Origin of the sequence: Pseudomonas sp. MYb2 (genome assembly GCF_002979955.1) — a bacterium.
Lineage (GTDB): Bacteria > Pseudomonadota > Gammaproteobacteria > Pseudomonadales > Pseudomonadaceae > Aquipseudomonas.
Genome location: NZ_PCQC01000012.1, coordinates 148,263 through 162,853, shown reverse-complemented (window position 1 = coordinate 162,853; position 14,591 = coordinate 148,263). Strand labels below are relative to the sequence as shown.

The 14,591-nt window shown below is 59.2% G+C and carries 11 protein-coding genes and 3 tRNA genes; 4 read left to right on the top strand and 10 right to left on the bottom strand.

Features of this window, described 5'->3' with window-relative positions:
- Position 1 precedes the first annotated feature (1 nt).
- From CQ009_RS20185 to rluD, 6 genes are all read right to left on the bottom strand, one after another.
- A tRNA-Lys gene (locus CQ009_RS20185) sits at positions 2-77 on the bottom strand.
- Between the two features lie 5 nt (positions 78-82).
- Positions 83-159: transfer RNA gene (locus CQ009_RS20180), tRNA-Pro, on the bottom strand.
- A 9-nt stretch (positions 160-168) separates the two neighbouring features.
- Positions 169-244: transfer RNA gene (locus CQ009_RS20175), tRNA-Asn, on the bottom strand.
- Between the two features lie 297 nt (positions 245-541).
- Complete coding sequence (gene clpB, locus CQ009_RS20170; protein WP_064392441.1) at positions 542-3,106, bottom strand: ATP-dependent chaperone ClpB; 2,565 nt, start codon at positions 3,104-3,106, stop codon at positions 542-544.
- 129 nt (positions 3,107-3,235) lie between these two features.
- On the bottom strand, positions 3,236-3,958 hold the full coding sequence (gene pgeF, locus CQ009_RS20165; RefSeq protein ID WP_105708384.1) for a peptidoglycan editing factor PgeF: 723 nt from the start codon (positions 3,956-3,958) through the stop codon (positions 3,236-3,238).
- Positions 3,955-4,917, bottom strand: coding sequence for a 23S rRNA pseudouridine(1911/1915/1917) synthase RluD (rluD, locus tag CQ009_RS20160; RefSeq protein WP_008078515.1), 963 nt, complete (start codon positions 4,915-4,917; stop codon positions 3,955-3,957). The genes pgeF and rluD overlap by 4 nt, the downstream gene beginning before the upstream one ends.
- A 151-nt stretch (positions 4,918-5,068) precedes the next feature.
- On the opposite strand from rluD, the gene CQ009_RS20155 reads away from it, so the two are divergent.
- From CQ009_RS20155 to CQ009_RS20140, 4 genes are all read left to right on the top strand, one after another.
- Complete coding sequence (locus CQ009_RS20155) at positions 5,069-6,085, top strand: outer membrane protein assembly factor BamD (protein WP_077574589.1); 1,017 nt, start codon at positions 5,069-5,071, stop codon at positions 6,083-6,085.
- A gap of 126 nt (positions 6,086-6,211) precedes the next feature.
- The gene (locus tag CQ009_RS20150; protein ID WP_064392436.1) at positions 6,212-6,454 is read left to right on the top strand and encodes a PP0621 family protein; all 243 of its coding nucleotides are present in this window, start codon (positions 6,212-6,214) and stop codon (positions 6,452-6,454) included.
- On the top strand, positions 6,444-8,033 hold the full coding sequence (locus CQ009_RS20145; RefSeq protein ID WP_105708386.1) for an ATP-binding protein: 1,590 nt from the start codon (positions 6,444-6,446) through the stop codon (positions 8,031-8,033). Before CQ009_RS20150 ends, CQ009_RS20145 begins: the two co-directional genes overlap by 11 nt.
- Positions 8,030-9,376: a sigma-54 dependent transcriptional regulator gene (locus CQ009_RS20140; RefSeq protein WP_064392435.1), complete on the top strand. Its 1,347-nt coding sequence runs from the start codon at positions 8,030-8,032 to the stop codon at positions 9,374-9,376. The genes CQ009_RS20145 and CQ009_RS20140 overlap by 4 nt, the downstream gene beginning before the upstream one ends.
- Before the next feature lie 89 nt (positions 9,377-9,465).
- Here CQ009_RS20140 and thiO read toward each other — a convergent pair whose 3' ends face one another.
- Genes thiO through CQ009_RS20120 form a run of 4 tightly spaced genes read right to left on the bottom strand, consistent with a single transcriptional unit; the run spans position 9,466 to position 14,590 of the window.
- Positions 9,466-10,566 (bottom strand): glycine oxidase ThiO, encoded by a 1,101-nt coding sequence (thiO, locus tag CQ009_RS20135; protein WP_105708381.1) that lies wholly within the window; start codon positions 10,564-10,566, stop codon positions 9,466-9,468.
- A gap of 57 nt (positions 10,567-10,623) precedes the next feature.
- Complete coding sequence (locus tag CQ009_RS20130) at positions 10,624-11,025, bottom strand: type IV pilin protein (protein WP_064392431.1); 402 nt, start codon at positions 11,023-11,025, stop codon at positions 10,624-10,626.
- A 15-nt stretch (positions 11,026-11,040) separates the two neighbouring features.
- Positions 11,041-14,124, bottom strand: a complete 3,084-nt coding sequence (locus tag CQ009_RS20125; RefSeq protein WP_105708379.1) for a pilus assembly protein — start codon at positions 14,122-14,124, stop codon at positions 11,041-11,043.
- Positions 14,111-14,590, bottom strand: a complete 480-nt coding sequence (locus CQ009_RS20120) for a PilX N-terminal domain-containing pilus assembly protein (protein WP_064392426.1) — start codon at positions 14,588-14,590, stop codon at positions 14,111-14,113. The genes CQ009_RS20125 and CQ009_RS20120 overlap by 14 nt, the downstream gene beginning before the upstream one ends.
- Position 14,591: the final 1 nt, after the last annotated feature.

Below are 14,591 nucleotides of genomic sequence, written 5' to 3'. Positions count from 1 at the left end.
ATGGTGGGTCGTGTGGGATTCGAACCTACGACCAATTGGTTAAAAGCCAACTGCTCTACCAACTGAGCTAACGACCCAAAAATGGTCGGGGTAAGGGGATTCGAACTCCTGACATCCTGCTCCCAAAGCAGGCGCGCTACCGGACTGCGCTATACCCCGGCTTGAAATTGGCTCCGTGACCAGGACTCGAACCTGGGACCCAATGATTAACAGTCATTTGCTCTACCGACTGAGCTATCACGGAACTACATATTTCAATTTACAACGGTGAAACTTGTTGCTTCCAGTCACTCGTTCGCATCGCTGCGTTCGTGTGTCTGAGGCGCGCTATTCTACAACCTAGAACACCTCTGTCAACCCCCTAAATTGCTTTCAAGTTAATGATTTGCAACTTATTTCAGATTTCAACTCAGTGAGCTGAGACCGTCTTGGCGACTGACTGCGGGGCGCACTTTACAAGCCTTTTCCTTTGAGTTCAACAGCCTAACGAAAAAAAAGGCCCCACAAGGTGGGGCCTGCCAATTTTCATTGGTGTTCGGGCTTAGTTGAAAACGATTTCGTCGTTCTCGACAGTCCCGGTCGCCGTGTCGCCTGGCATGAAATGACCCGAGAGGATCAATTGCGCCAGCGGGTTTTCGATCCAGCGCTGGATCGCCCGTTTCAAAGGACGCGCGCCATACACCGGGTCGTAACCAACCGCGATCAGCTTGTCCATCGCTTCCGGGCTCAGTTCCAGCTTCAGCTCGCGCTCAGCCAGACGCGTACGCAGACGGCCCAACTGAATCTCGGTAATGCCTGCGATCTGATCCCGTGCCAGAGGCTCGAAGATCACCACTTCGTCGACCCGGTTGATGAACTCCGGACGGAAGTGCGACGTCAGTGCATCCATTACCGCTGCGCGTTGCGCCTCACGATCACCGACCAGCTCCTGAATCTGCACAGAGCCGAGGTTCGAGGTCATGACGATCACGGTATTGCGGAAGTCCACCGTGCGGCCATGGCTGTCGGTCAGACGACCATCCTCAAGCACTTGCAGCAAGATGTTGAACACATCCGGGTGCGCCTTCTCGACTTCGTCCAGCAGGATCACCGAGTAAGGCTTGCGACGCACAGCCTCGGTCAGGTAACCGCCCTCTTCGTAACCGACGTATCCCGGTGGCGCACCGATCAGCCGCGCCACGGAATGTTTCTCCATGAACTCGGACATGTCGATCCGCACCATTGCCTCTTCAGTATCAAAGAGAAATTCGGCCAGCGCCTTGCACAGCTCGGTTTTACCGACGCCGGTCGGGCCGAGGAACATGAACGAGCCGCTCGGACGATTCGGGTCGGACAACCCGGCGCGGGAACGGCGTACCGCATTGGCCACAGCGACCACGGCCTCTTCCTGACCGATGACCCGTTTGTGCAACAGGCTTTCCATCTTCATCAGTTTGTCGCGCTCGCCTTCGAGCATTTTCGACACGGGGATACCGGTCCACTTCGACACGACTTCGGCGATCTCTTCTTCAGTCACCTTGCTGCGCAGCAACTGGTTCTCGCTCTTGCCGTGCTGATCGACCATTTGCAGGCTGCGCTCCAGATCCGGGATCACCCCGTACTGCAACTCGGCCATGCGGTTCAGATCGCCTTTACGACGCGCGGCTTCCAGTTCCTGACGCGACTGTTCGATCTTCTGCTGAATCTGTGCAGAACCCTGTACCTCGGCTTTCTCCGAGTTCCAGATTTCTTCCAGATCGGAATACTCGCGCTCGAGACGGACGATTTCTTCCTGGAGTTTCTCCAGACGTTTCATCGCCGCTTCGTCACTTTCTTTCTTCAGTGCCTGAGATTCCACCTTCAACTGAATCAGGCGACGTTCCAGACGATCCAGCACTTCCGGCTTGGAATCGATTTCCATGCGGATGCGGCTCGCGGCCTCGTCGATCAGGTCGATGGCCTTGTCCGGCAACTGCCGGTCAGTGATGTAGCGATGACTGAGCTTGGCCGCGGCGATGATCGCGCCGTCGGTGATCGCCACCTTGTGGTGAACCTCGTAACGCTCTTTAAGGCCACGCAGGATGGCAATGGTGTCTTCTTCGCTCGGCTCATCCACCAGAACTTTCTGGAAGCGTCGTTCGAGTGCCGCGTCCTTCTCTATATATTGGCGATACTCGTTGAGCGTGGTCGCGCCGACGCAGTGCAACTCGCCACGCGCCAGTGCTGGCTTGAGCATGTTGCCGGCGTCCATCGAGCCTTCGCCCTTACCGGCGCCGACCATGGTGTGCAGCTCGTCGATGAACAGAATGATCTGCCCTTCCTGCTTCGACAGCTCGTTGAGCAGCGATTTCAGGCGTTCTTCGAACTCACCGCGATACTTGGCACCAGCAATCAGCGCGCCCATGTCCAGCGAGAGCAGACGCTTGCCTTTAAGGCCGTCCGGCACTTCACCGTTGATGATGCGCTGAGCCAGACCTTCGGCGATCGCGGTTTTACCCACGCCGGGTTCACCGATCAGCACCGGGTTGTTCTTGGTGCGGCGTTGCAGAACCTGAATGGTGCGACGGATTTCATCGTCACGACCGATCACCGGATCGAGCTTGCCGTCTTCGGCGCGCTTGGTCAGGTCGACGGTGTATTTATCCAGCGCCTGCCGCGACTCTTCGTGGTTGGCGTCATTCACCGCTTCGCCGCCACGCAGGTTGGTAATCGCGTTCTCCAGGGCTTTTTTGCTGACGCCCTGGCCGAGCAACAACTTGCCGAGCTTGCTGTTCTCGTCCATTGCAGCGAGCAGCACCAGTTCACTGGAAATGAACTGATCGCCCTTCTGCTGAGCCAGACGGTCAGCCTGATTGAGCAGGCGTGCCAGATCCTGCGACATGTTGACGTCGCCAGTCGGATTCTGGATTTTCGGTAATTGGTCTAGCTCTTTGGTCAGCTCTTTGCGCAAGCTGTTGACGTCGAAGCCCACCTGCATCAGCAGAGGTTTGATCGAACCACCCTGCTGTTCAAGCATGGCTTGCATCAAGTGCGCCGGCTCGATGGCCGGATGATCGTGGCCGACTGCCAACGACTGGGCGTCGGACAAGGCCAACTGTAATTTGCTGGTTAAACGGTCTATTCGCATAAGTCACCTTCCTTTTGAGCAGGCCGGACCTAAAAACCATCCTGAATAAAGAAACCTGCCAGATACCACTGTAGATGCGGTCGATTCTGGGAGATTCAAGCGTCAGAGGGTTGATGCAGATCAGAGAGTTTAGCGGGTGAGCCAGATAAGGGAGGCAAAGCGACCGGTGCGTGACGCACGGCGATAAGAGAAGAAGCGTGGATCGGTCACGGTGCAGAAACCGCCGCCATAAACAGCGGTAACACCACGTTCAGCCAGACGCAGGCGCGCCAGCTTATAAATGTCAGCCATGAACTTGCCGGCGTTGTCGCTCGGCACGAAGGCTTCTGCCGCTGCGGGCAATTGATTGATGAAGACTTCCCGCACTTCCGGGCCGACTTCAAAGGCTTGCGAGCCAATCGCCGGGCCGAGCCAGACCAGCACGTCCTTGGGCGGAATATCGAGGCTATCGAGCGTCGCTTCAAGTACACCCGCCGCCAGACCACGCCAACCGGCATGAGCCGCCGCCACGCGAGTGCCAGCACGATCGCAGAACAAGGCCGGCAAGCAGTCCGCCGTCATCGCCGCGCAGGCAATCCCCGGCGTTGCCGTCCAGCTGGCATCTGCGGTCGCAACAACGCCCGGATCAGCATGCGCCACGGCAATCCCGTGCACTTGCTGCAACCAGGCAGGCTGTATAGAGAAATGATCGGTCAGGCGCCGTCGGTTCTCGGCAACAGCCTCAGGACGATCATCGACATGATCGCCCAGATTGAGGCTGTCGAACGGCGCCTCGCTGACACCGCCCTCGCGGGTGGTGACGCAGGCTTTGACGCTGGCCGGCGCGGGCCAGTCCGGCGTCAGCCAGTTCATCCGATGAAGGCCTCGCGATCCTGCTTGAGCAAGGTCAGCAGCCAGACGAAATCTTCTGGCAGCGGCGATTCCCAGCTCATGCGTATACCGGTCGTCGGATGATCCAGTTCAAGGAAGCGCGCGTGCAGGGCCTGACGCGGGAAATGCTTGAGCGATTCCACCATCGTCGGGTTGGCGGCTGGCGGAATGCGGAAACGACCGCCGTACGCCGGATCGCCGACCAACGGAAAGTTGATGTGCGACATGTGCACGCGAATCTGGTGCGTACGGCCGGTTTCCAGTTTCACCCGCACGTGGGTGTGGGAACGGAAACGCTCCAGCACGCGATAGTGGCTGACGGCAGGCTTGCCGCCCTCCATCACCGCCATGCGCTGGCGCTGCTGGCCGTGACGACCGATCGGGGCGTTGATCTTGCCCCCGGCGGTCACGACACCAATCACGATGCACTCATAGATGCGGCTGACACTGCGACTCTGCAACTGAGTAACGAGCTTGGTCTGCGCCTGAATGGTCTTGGCCACCACCATCAGACCGGTGGTGTCCTTGTCCAGACGATGCACGATACCGGCGCGCGGGACATTGATGATGTCCGGCACGTGGTGCAGCAAAGCGTTGAGCAAGGTGCCATCGGCGTGACCGGCAGCCGGGTGCACCACCAGGCCCGCAGGCTTGTTGATCACCAGAATGTCGTCGTCTTCATAGACGATGTCGAGTTCGATGTCCTGGGCGATCCATTCGCCCTGGGCTTCCTGCTCGGCAGTCAGCTCAAGGATGGCACCGCCATGCACGATGTCGCGAGGGCGGATGACCGCCCCGTCCACAGTCAGGCGACCTTCTTTGATCCAGGCGGAAAGGCGCGAGCGAGAGTGCTCAGCGAAGAGTTGGGCAGCGACTTGATCGAGGCGTTGGCCGCCCAATTCGGACGGCACCTCTGCGCGAAGTTCAATTTTATCGGACATGCTCTGACTGTGCGTCGGCACAGCTTTTGGTTTCGGCTGCGCGCTTGTGGTTAAATACGGCGTCTTTTGCCCCGAGGCTTTTCAACGGGGCGCTCATCATAACAGGACGGCCCCGCCCAAGACAGCGGCCGTCATAGGGACGCAAGCCGCCATGCAAGTGAAACACCTGCTGCTGATCGCCATCCTCGCATTGACCGCTGCTTGCTCATCGAAGGAAGTCGTAGACGAAAACCTCAGCGAAGCCGAGCTGTATCAGCAGGCTCAGACTGACCTGGACAATAATAGCTACACCAGCGCCACAGCCAAGCTGAAGGCTCTGGAGTCGCGTTATCCGTTCGGTCGCTACGCCGATCAGGCACAGCTGGAGCTGATCTACGCCAACTATAAGAACGCCGAGCCGGAAGCTGCAAAATCCGCCGCCGAGCGTTTCATTCGTTTGCATCCGCAGCACCCGAACGTGGATTACGCGTACTACCTGAAGGGTCTGACCTCGTTCGACCAGGACGTCGGCCTGCTGGCGCGCTTCCTGCCGCTGGACATGACCAAGCGTGACCCGGGCGCCGCGCGCGACTCGTACAACGAGTTCGCCCAGTTGACCAGCCGCTACCCGAACAGCCGCTACGCGCCAGACGCCAAGCAGCGCATGATTTATCTGCGCAACCTGCTGGCCGCCTACGAAATCCACGTGGCCGACTACTACCTGACCCGTCAGGCCTATGTAGCCGCCGCCAACCGTGGCCGCTATGTAGTGGAAAACTTCCAGGAAACCCCATCGGTCGGCGACGGCCTGGCGGTGATGACCGAGGCTTACCAGCGTCTGCACCTGGACGAACTGGCCAACACCAGCCTGGAAACCCTGAAGCTCAACTACCCGAATCACCCGAGCCTGCAAGACGGCCAGTTCGTGCCACGGGTTGCCGAAGCCGACAACCGTTCGTTCCTGAGCAAGGCAACATTGGGTCTGATCGAGTCGCGTCCTCCGCTGCCGCCGGGTGAGACCCGCGCCAACCAGGACGTGCAGAAGCAGTTCCAGGACGCGAAAGACGCGATCCCGAACGAGCTCAAGCCTAAAGACGAGAACGGTGACGTGATCGAAGAGCCAGAGCCCGAGTCGAGCAACACTGACCGTTCGTGGTTCAGCTACATGACTTTCGGCGTGTTCGACTGATCACACCGGATGGACAAGAAAGGGAGATCTGCGGATCTCCCTTTTTCGTTTCTGCGCTTTAATCCGCTGTGCGCTTGTCAGGTCCTTGGCTAAACTGCCGGATCATCAGTCGAAAAGCCGCTCATCATGCTTCGTTTATTGTTCTGGATCGTCGTGATTTTCGCCGCCATCTGGCTGTGGCGGAAATTCAAGGCCCCTGCCGCGTCCTCTCAATCCAATCGCACATCACGCGAGCAGGACGCCGCGCCGATGGTGCGTTGCGCCCATTGCGGCGTGCATCTGCCGCGCGACCGTGCGCTGAGCGTGCAACAACAGTGGTATTGCAGCCAGGCTCACCTTGAGCAAGGCCCGGGTGCCAGTGATCGCTGAGGCCAACCACGCCGACAGCAAACAGGCGCAGCGCCTGCTGCGCCTTTACCATCTCTACCGTTTAAGCGTCGGCATCACCCTGGTGTTGCTGATCTCCAGCAACATGGACAACCGCCTGCTGACGTCGGCCAACGACGGGTTGCTGCGCGGCGGCAGTTGGCTGTACCTGATTCTCAATATTCTGTTGGTGGTATTCCTCGAGAACACACGACGGCCGGCGCAACTGTTCAGTCTGGCCCTCGTCGATGTCCTGCTTTTATGCGGTTTGTTCTTTGCTGCCGGCGGCGTTGGCAGCGCGCTGGGCAATTTGCTGATTGTCTCGGTGGCAATCAGCAACACCTTGCTACGACGGCGCATCGGCCTGTTGATCGCCGCGATCGGCGCGCTGGGTATCATCGGCTCGAGTGTCCTGCTGAGCTTCGATCATCCCCTGAGCGCGAATGAATACCTGCAAGCCGGCACGCTCGGCGCCCTGTGCTTTGCCGCCTCGTTGCTGGTGCAGGGACTGATTCGGCGGCTGGAGGTCAGTGAAACGCTGGCCGAACAACGCGCCAGCGAAGTCGTCGGCCTCGAAGCGCTCAATGCGCTGATCCTGCAACGCATGCGCACCGGCATTCTGGTGCTCGACGAGGAGCGCCGGGTGCAACTGGCCAATCACAGCGCCCAGACCTTGCTCGCGCAGTCACACTTGCAGGGCCATCTGATCGACGATTATTCGCCAGCCCTGGTCGACCGCCTGCAACTGTGGATGAACAACCCGACCTTACGCCCACAGAGCCTGAAAATCCCCGGTAACGGTCTGGAACTGCAACCGAGCTTCATCGCTCTGGAACAAAGCCCGAACCAGCAAACACTGGTGTTTCTCGAAGACCTCGCGCAAATCGCCCAGCAGGCTCAGCAACTGAAGCTCGCCGCGCTCGGTCGCCTGACCGCCGGCATCTCCCATGAAATCCGCAATCCACTCGGTGCCATCAGTCATGCTGCGCAGCTATTGGGTGAGTCCGAGGAACTCGACGGCGCCGATCGGCGTCTGACACAGATCATTCAAGACCACTCCCAGCGCATGAACCGAGTCATCGAAAACGTCCTGCAACTGTCCCGCCGCCAGCAGAGCGCGCCGCAACGGCTGGACCTCAAGCCGTGGCTGGAAAACTTCGTCGCCGAAAGCCGCGAACAAGCCAGCGAGCACCAGCAGATTCATCTGCGGATCAACTCCGGGGAGTTCATCACGCTGATGGACCCCGATCAGCTCACGCAGATTCTCGATAATCTGTTACGCAACGGTTGGCGCCACAGCGCCCTGCTGCACGATCAGGCGCAAGTCTGGCTGGCCCTGTTTATCGATCCCGACAGCCAATTGGCGATCCTCGAAGTACAGGACAACGGCCCCGGCGTCCCCGCCGATGAACAGACACATCTGTTCGAACCTTTTTTCACCACCAGCAGCCAGGGCACCGGCCTTGGGCTTTATCTGTCCCGTGAGCTGTGCGAAAGCAACCAAGCGCGCCTAGACTTTCAATCACGCCAAGGCGGCGGCTGCTTTCGCATCACCTTTGCTCACGGACGGAAACAAAGTTGAACACGAGCCCACGGCAAAAAATTCTTATCGTCGACGACGAACCGGATATCCGCGAACTCCTGGAAATCACCCTGGGACGGATGAAACTCGACACCTACAGCGCGCGCAATCTGGCTGAAGCCCAAGCGCTACTGAACCGCGAGAGTTTCGACTTGTGCCTGACCGACATGCGCCTGCCCGACGGCACGGGGCTGGAACTGGTGCAGCATATTCAGCAACGTTATCCGCAACTGCCAGTAGCGATGATCACCGCATATGGCAGCCTTGAAACGGCGATCAACGCCTTGAAAGCCGGCGCTTTCGACTTTCTCACCAAACCGGTGGATCTCACCCGCTTGCGCGAGCTGGTCGCCACGGCCCTGCGCATGCCGGCGGCTGGAAGCAGTTTTACCTCCATTGATCGACGCTTGCTCGGCGATTCCCCGCCGATGCGCAATCTGCGCAAGCAAATCGACAAACTCGCCCGCAGTCAGGCGCCGGTATATATCAGTGGCGAGTCGGGCAGCGGCAAGGAACTGGTGGCACGGCTGATCCACGAACAGGGGCCGCGCGCCACTCAGCCGTTTGTGCCGGTGAACTGCGGGGCGATTCCGTCGGAGCTGATGGAAAGCGAGTTTTTCGGCCATCGCAAAGGCAGTTTTACCGGCGCGGTCGAGGATAAACCCGGACTGTTTCAGGCGGCCAATGGCGGCACCTTGTTCCTCGATGAAGTGGCGGACTTGCCGCTGTCGATGCAGGTAAAACTGCTGCGCGCGATCCAGGAAAAAGCCGTGCGCAGTATCGGTGGCCAGCAGGAAAGCGTGGTCGATGTGCGGATTCTTTGCGCCACGCACAAGGATCTTGATGCCGAAGTCGCGGCCGAACGCTTTCGTCAGGACCTTTATTACCGCTTGAACGTGATCGAACTGCGCGTGCCGTCGCTGCGTGAGCGCCGTGATGACATTGAAGTGCTCGCGGCCAATATGCTCAAGCGTTTGGCCAGGGACAGTGCTCAGCCCGTTGCGCGCCTTCATCCACAGGCGCTGGAAGCGTTGAAGAATTACCGGTTTCCGGGGAATGTGCGGGAGCTGGAGAACGTGCTCGAGCGCGCACACACCTTATGTGAAAACCGCACGATCGAGGCTGAAGATTTACGTCTGAGCGAAGGCAACTGCGCGGCGGATGGCGGGATTGCCGATCTGACCCAGATCGATAATCTTGAGGATTATCTGGAGAACGTTGAGCGAAAGCTGATTTTGCAGGCGCTGGAGGAGACGCGCTGGAATCGTACGGCGGCGGCGCAGCGGTTGAGTCTTTCGTTCAGGTCGATGCGCTACAGACTGAAAAAACTCGGTCTGGATTAAATCCTAAAAGATCGCAGCCTTCGGCAGCTCCTACAGGAAACGCATTCCAATGTAGGAGCTACCGAAGGCTGCGATCTTTTGATCTTGCTTTAAATGCGACCCTCAGGCGCATACGGCGCCGGATCAATGATCGGCGTGCGGCCGAGCATCACATCGGCAAACAACTGACACGACGCCGGCGCCAGCACCAGCCCGTTGCGGTAATGCCCGCAGTTCAGCCACAACCCCGCAAACCCCGGCACCCGGCCAATGTACGGAATTCCTTCCGGCGAACCCGGACGCAACCCCGCCCAGTGCCCGACCACCTCGGCATTCGCCAGCGCCGGCAGCAGATCCACCGCTGAAGCCTTGAGACTTTCCAGCGCGACATCGGTCGGCGTCTTGTCGTAACCTTCGTGCTCCAGCGTGCTGCCGATCAGAATATGCCCGTCGCGGCGGGGAATCGCATAACGGCCCTTGGCCAATACCATGCTCGGCAAAAAATCCGCCGCACACTTGTAGAGAATCATCTGGCCTTTGACCGGTTCGACCGGCAGTGTCAGGTCCAGCGTTTTGAGCAGATCACCGCTCCACGCCCCAGCGGTCAGCACGATCTGATCGCCCTTGATCACACCCTTCGACGTCTCGACGCCAACAACCTGCTCACCCTCGCGGACAAACCCGCTGACTTCGCATTGTTCGTGAATGGTCACGTTCGGTAATGCCTGCAGTGCCGCTTTCAGTGATTTCACCAGACGCGGATTGCGTACGTTGGCGACATCCGCCATGTAGATCGCTCGGGAGAACCCGCCGCCGAGCACTGGCACCGCATCATGCGCCGCCGAGATATCCACAGCCCGTAGCGGGCGATTTTCTCGCTCGGCCCAAGCCAGTGCCTCGCCTTCGTCGTCCAGATCCAGCCAGTACAGGCCAGTGGTGTGCACTTCCGGATCGACCCCGGTGTCGGTAAACAGACGCTCGCCGAGCTGTGGATAAAAGTCCTGCGACCAATGCGCCAGCGCGGTAACCGCCGGGCTATAGCGCCACGGATACAACGGCGAAACGATACCGCCACCCGCCCAGGACGATTCCTGACCGAGGTTCGAACGATCCAGCAGCACCACGCTGCGCACTTCGGAGGCGAGGTTGTAGGCGGTCAGCAGGCCAATTACCCCGCCACCGACAATCACCACTTGCTGTTGCCTGGTCATGTTTGATCCAACCGTAAAGAAGACAGTGGGCGCAAAAGGCACCCGAAAGAAAGCGCCTCAGCGGCCCCAGCAATCCTTGGTGGTCAGCCCGGTAGTCGCATTGTTCATGTTACGGACGCCGGTGTTGGTCAGGGTGAAATCCCCACACTTGTCGGTGGCCATGGACGTGCCCGTCTTGCGGGTCGCGGTCAGCAGGAAGGTCTGGTCAGCAATGGTCGGGGTGATGGTGTAGAAATCATTGCCCGTGCTGAGTCCGGTGATGCCGGTATAGACATTGTTCTTGGTGTAGAAGCGCTCGAGGGTTTGCGCCTGTTCCGAGAGCAGCGACACCACTTCGGCGCGACGGCCTTTTTTCAGGTACTCGGTATAGCTCGGTGCGGCGATGGTGATGACGATCCCGATGATCGCAATCACGATCATGATTTCGATCAGGGTGAAACCACGGTTGGATCTACGCATGCCTCAAACTCTCGCTTACTGGATTTGTCGCCACATGATACGACGGCTACCGCCGCCGCCCTTTTCCACAATGATCGTGATGGTGCCACTGGTGTCGGTCGTACCCTTGCGCTTGCCATCGCTGGAGATGAAGTTCAGGGTCGGAATGCCACCGGTGAATATCACGCCGCTGGAGATCGTGTCATTGCTGTCGACCAAACCGTCAGAATTGGTGTCCAGCACGGCGTAATTGAGCATCTTACCGCTGAACGCATCCAGTTCGACCAGTTTGCCAGTACCAAAACTCGCACAGGGATCAGTGGTATCAACACTCGCCGTGGTAAAGACAACACGGCCCAGCACGATACTCGCCTGATTGATCACCCGCTCGCCGGTCAGCACGTTGTTGTACACCAGCGGAAGATACCAACCCTTCTGCGCCGGATACGTCGTGTCATTCTGTGTTGTGGTCAAAAACTGCCCGGAGCTGCCGGAGAATGATCCCGTGATCGCCTGCGGCTGCAAGCTGCTGACGGTCAACTGACCAGAACCACCATCGGCGTCCCACACGGAATAAAACGCCTGCAAATCCTTGTTGGTCTTGTCCGCCGTTTCGTTGAACTTGCCGGTACCGACGAAGACCTGTTTGCCGCCCAGCGCATTATCCGCCAGTAACGGCTGCGCGGTGATCGGTTGCGCCGCGCCGCCCGCCGTGGTGAACAACGGTTTGCCGGAAAACGCCACGCCCCAACTGTCGGGAGAAGTGGCACTCAGGTCGAACTTCCATAACCGCCCTTTCAAGTCGCCGCCGTAAGCGGCCTGCACCACATTCGAAGAGTTGACCTTGAGTTTCACCGACGACAAACCGTTGCTGGTTTCGGTGCTGTCGATAACGATTTTTTTGATCAGCGAACCGTCCAGCGCATCCAGTACATACAAAGCTGCAACGCCCGAATTGCTGCCGTAACCATTGGCGATGAAAGTCGCCCAGCGACCATTGGCCAAGCGTGCCACTTCCGGACGGGCATAGGCGTAACCCAGATCATTGAATGCGTTCGCCGTACTGGCGGTGGCCGGCGCACTGACCTCCCACAAGGCCTTGATCACATTGCCCGCAGACGCATCAAACAGTTGCAGCCCGTAGAAGGTTTTGCCGCCGGCACCGGTGCCGCCAATGGCCAGGGTTTTCCACGCCGCGCCGGACTGGGCGTCGAACACCCCGACCTGACCGTCGACCAAAAACTTGTGGCTCACGCCGTTGACGTAGTTGGTGTCGGCAATCAGCCGCAACGACGGCAGCACACTGGACGGCATGTAGGCGTAGCGGCGAGTGCCGTTCGCCGAATTGATCACGTTGACGAAACCGTCGTTGGCGTTGACCAGCAGACTGGCGCTCATGTTTGCAGCCTTGGTGGCCAGGTAAGTGCTGTAGCTGGTGTCCCCGGAAAGATCGGCGGCGGTTTTGTCTGCTGGCGACGCCAGCACCAGCGGCGAATTGATGATGTCGCCGAGCAGCACACTGCGCACTTTCAGCCCGGCCTTGTTGGTTCCCTTGCTCCACTCCACCAGATCAACGCCGCTGATGCCGGTGGGCAAACCCTGACTCAGCGTGGTCTGCTGGGCCGGGGAAAAGTTGCCGTAGGCCAGGGTTACCGCTGCGTTGCTCAGAGTGTTCCACGACTGAAAGGTCGCGGCGGTGGCGGCTGGCACGATGGTGGTATCGGTCGTCCACTGCGCCACCGAGGTATTGACCGTCCCGGCCGAGGTGAAGCCGAACGACTTGATCGTGCCGCGCCAATCCCTGGGGTCATAAGTGGTTTGATAAAAACTGCTGCTGGAGGTCAGTGTGGTGCCGCTGGTGACCCCCGCGCCGCCGGAGCCGGCCTTGGACGTGATGTCGCTCAGCGCCGAGGACAAGGCGGCGTTGAGCCCGGTACTGTCGGTCGCCTGGTAATACCTGCCTTGTCCGTAACTGGCCGCGTCCGACAGCATGTCATTGTCGGCGGTGAAGCCCACTGTGTAGGTGTTCATGTTCTGCTTGGGAAAATCCACCGCGTTCCAGCTCTTGCCCGCGGCGTCGGTGCCGGTCGAACGCATATCGATGTCAAAGGCAAACTTGGCGATGTCATCCAGATACAGCGTGTCCCCTTCACCGTCACCGTTGAGATTGATGCCGTCATTGTTGACGCCATCCCAGTTCGGCAAACGGCTGCCGCCCAGTGGGTCATTGGTGGGGAAAGTACGGTCGAAGGTCGGCAAGCCGTCGGTGATCACCACACCATAGTTTTTCTGGCAGCGGTACTGAATCGGGCTGGTGTAGGTGGTCGGTGTGCTGTTGTAGTACGGCGCCATGCCGCGCATGTAGCGAGTGATTTCGTAATAGGTTTCTGCCAACGGCGTGTTGGCCACGGCGCTCAAGCCGTTGATGGAAGAAATCAGTGCGTTGTAATTGGTGTCGGCCTGGGCTTGAGTCACGCTGCCGGACACCGGCGACAAATCGCTGATCGCACGGGCAATGAAACCGCCATTGCCGGAATTGTTGCTGGTGGCCGGATTGAATGTCGACAGGCCGATACGCAACGTGCGGTTGCTGCTGACCAAAGCTGTGGAGACGTTGCGCGCTACGTTGATGCGGTAGTCGCCGGGAATCGCCCCAGTGGTGAAATCGCGTGTGCCATTGTTGATGGCCAGCCCGACTACATAGGCAATGTAGTCCCCGGAATAACGCGTGTTGCCGCTGCCCACCGGATCCGGCAGTTTCAGACACAACGGCGCCAGGCTGTTGTTGTAGAACGCATAGGCCCCGCCGGAACAGCCTGATGTCGGCAGGCTCGACAGAAAGATCGTGTCACCGCTGATTGTCGTCGAACTCAGGCACAAGCCCAGCAAGGCGTTACATTGCCGGGCCGGCGTGCGATCAGCCGTCGGATCGAAGCCGGCCGCATAAATGATGCTGTTCATACTCCCCGAATCGTCGATCAGCAGCATGACGTTGGGTGGCACCGCTGCCGCACTCAACAGCGGCGAATCGGAAGGCGTGAACGCATACGCCGGCGCGGCCAGATAAAAGCTCAGCAGCATGCCGATCAACAGTGACATGCAGCGCTCAATACTTCGCATAAACACTCTCCACCACGCTACGCGAAGTGCCGGCGATGCCGACCGCTGTAACCCGATACAACGTCGCCGAGGTGTTGCTCGGTACGTTCACGGCCGTGAGAGTCGTACCGATGTTCTGTACTCCATAGAATCCATTGCCGGCCGCAATCCAGGTCACCCCGGAAGTCGAGTTGAGCCCCGCCGCGCTGACCACCGACGACTCCGCCGGCGGCGCGCATTGCGTGGTACCGCTGCACACAGCCAGCGAATAACTGTCCAGTTGCACCGCACTTTCGCCAATGCGCAACGCCGCCTCGGCAGTCTGAAACGACTGATTACGCAGACTCACGCTGCCGGCCATTTTTTCCTGCAGGTTGGCGCTCTGCATCGACGACAGACCAATCAGGGTCAGCAACAACAGGAATACCAGACTGACCAGCAAGACCATGCCGCGCTGCGCCTGACGGGTGTGGAGAGTCATCCTCATC

Excerpts from the sequence above, each read along its gene's own strand:
- thiO (WP_105708381.1), bottom strand. The coding sequence starts at position 10,566 with ATGACCAGGCAACAGCAAGTGGTGATTGTCGGTGGCGGGGTAATTGGC.
- pgeF (WP_105708384.1), bottom strand. The coding sequence starts at position 3,958 with ATGAACTGGCTGACGCCGGACTGGCCCGCGCCGGCCAGCGTCAAAGCC.
- CQ009_RS20130 (WP_064392431.1), bottom strand. The coding sequence starts at position 11,025 with ATGCGTAGATCCAACCGTGGTTTCACCCTGATCGAAATCATGATCGTG.
- CQ009_RS20125 (WP_105708379.1), bottom strand. The coding sequence starts at position 14,124 with ATGCGAAGTATTGAGCGCTGCATGTCACTGTTGATCGGCATGCTGCTG.
- CQ009_RS20120 (WP_064392426.1), bottom strand. The coding sequence starts at position 14,590 with ATGAGGATGACTCTCCACACCCGTCAGGCGCAGCGCGGCATGGTCTTG.
- CQ009_RS20155 (WP_077574589.1), top strand. The coding sequence starts at position 5,069 with ATGCAAGTGAAACACCTGCTGCTGATCGCCATCCTCGCATTGACCGCT.
- CQ009_RS20150 (WP_064392436.1), top strand. The coding sequence starts at position 6,212 with ATGCTTCGTTTATTGTTCTGGATCGTCGTGATTTTCGCCGCCATCTGG.
- rluD (WP_008078515.1), bottom strand. The coding sequence starts at position 4,917 with ATGTCCGATAAAATTGAACTTCGCGCAGAGGTGCCGTCCGAATTGGGC.
- clpB (WP_064392441.1), bottom strand. The coding sequence starts at position 3,106 with ATGCGAATAGACCGTTTAACCAGCAAATTACAGTTGGCCTTGTCCGAC.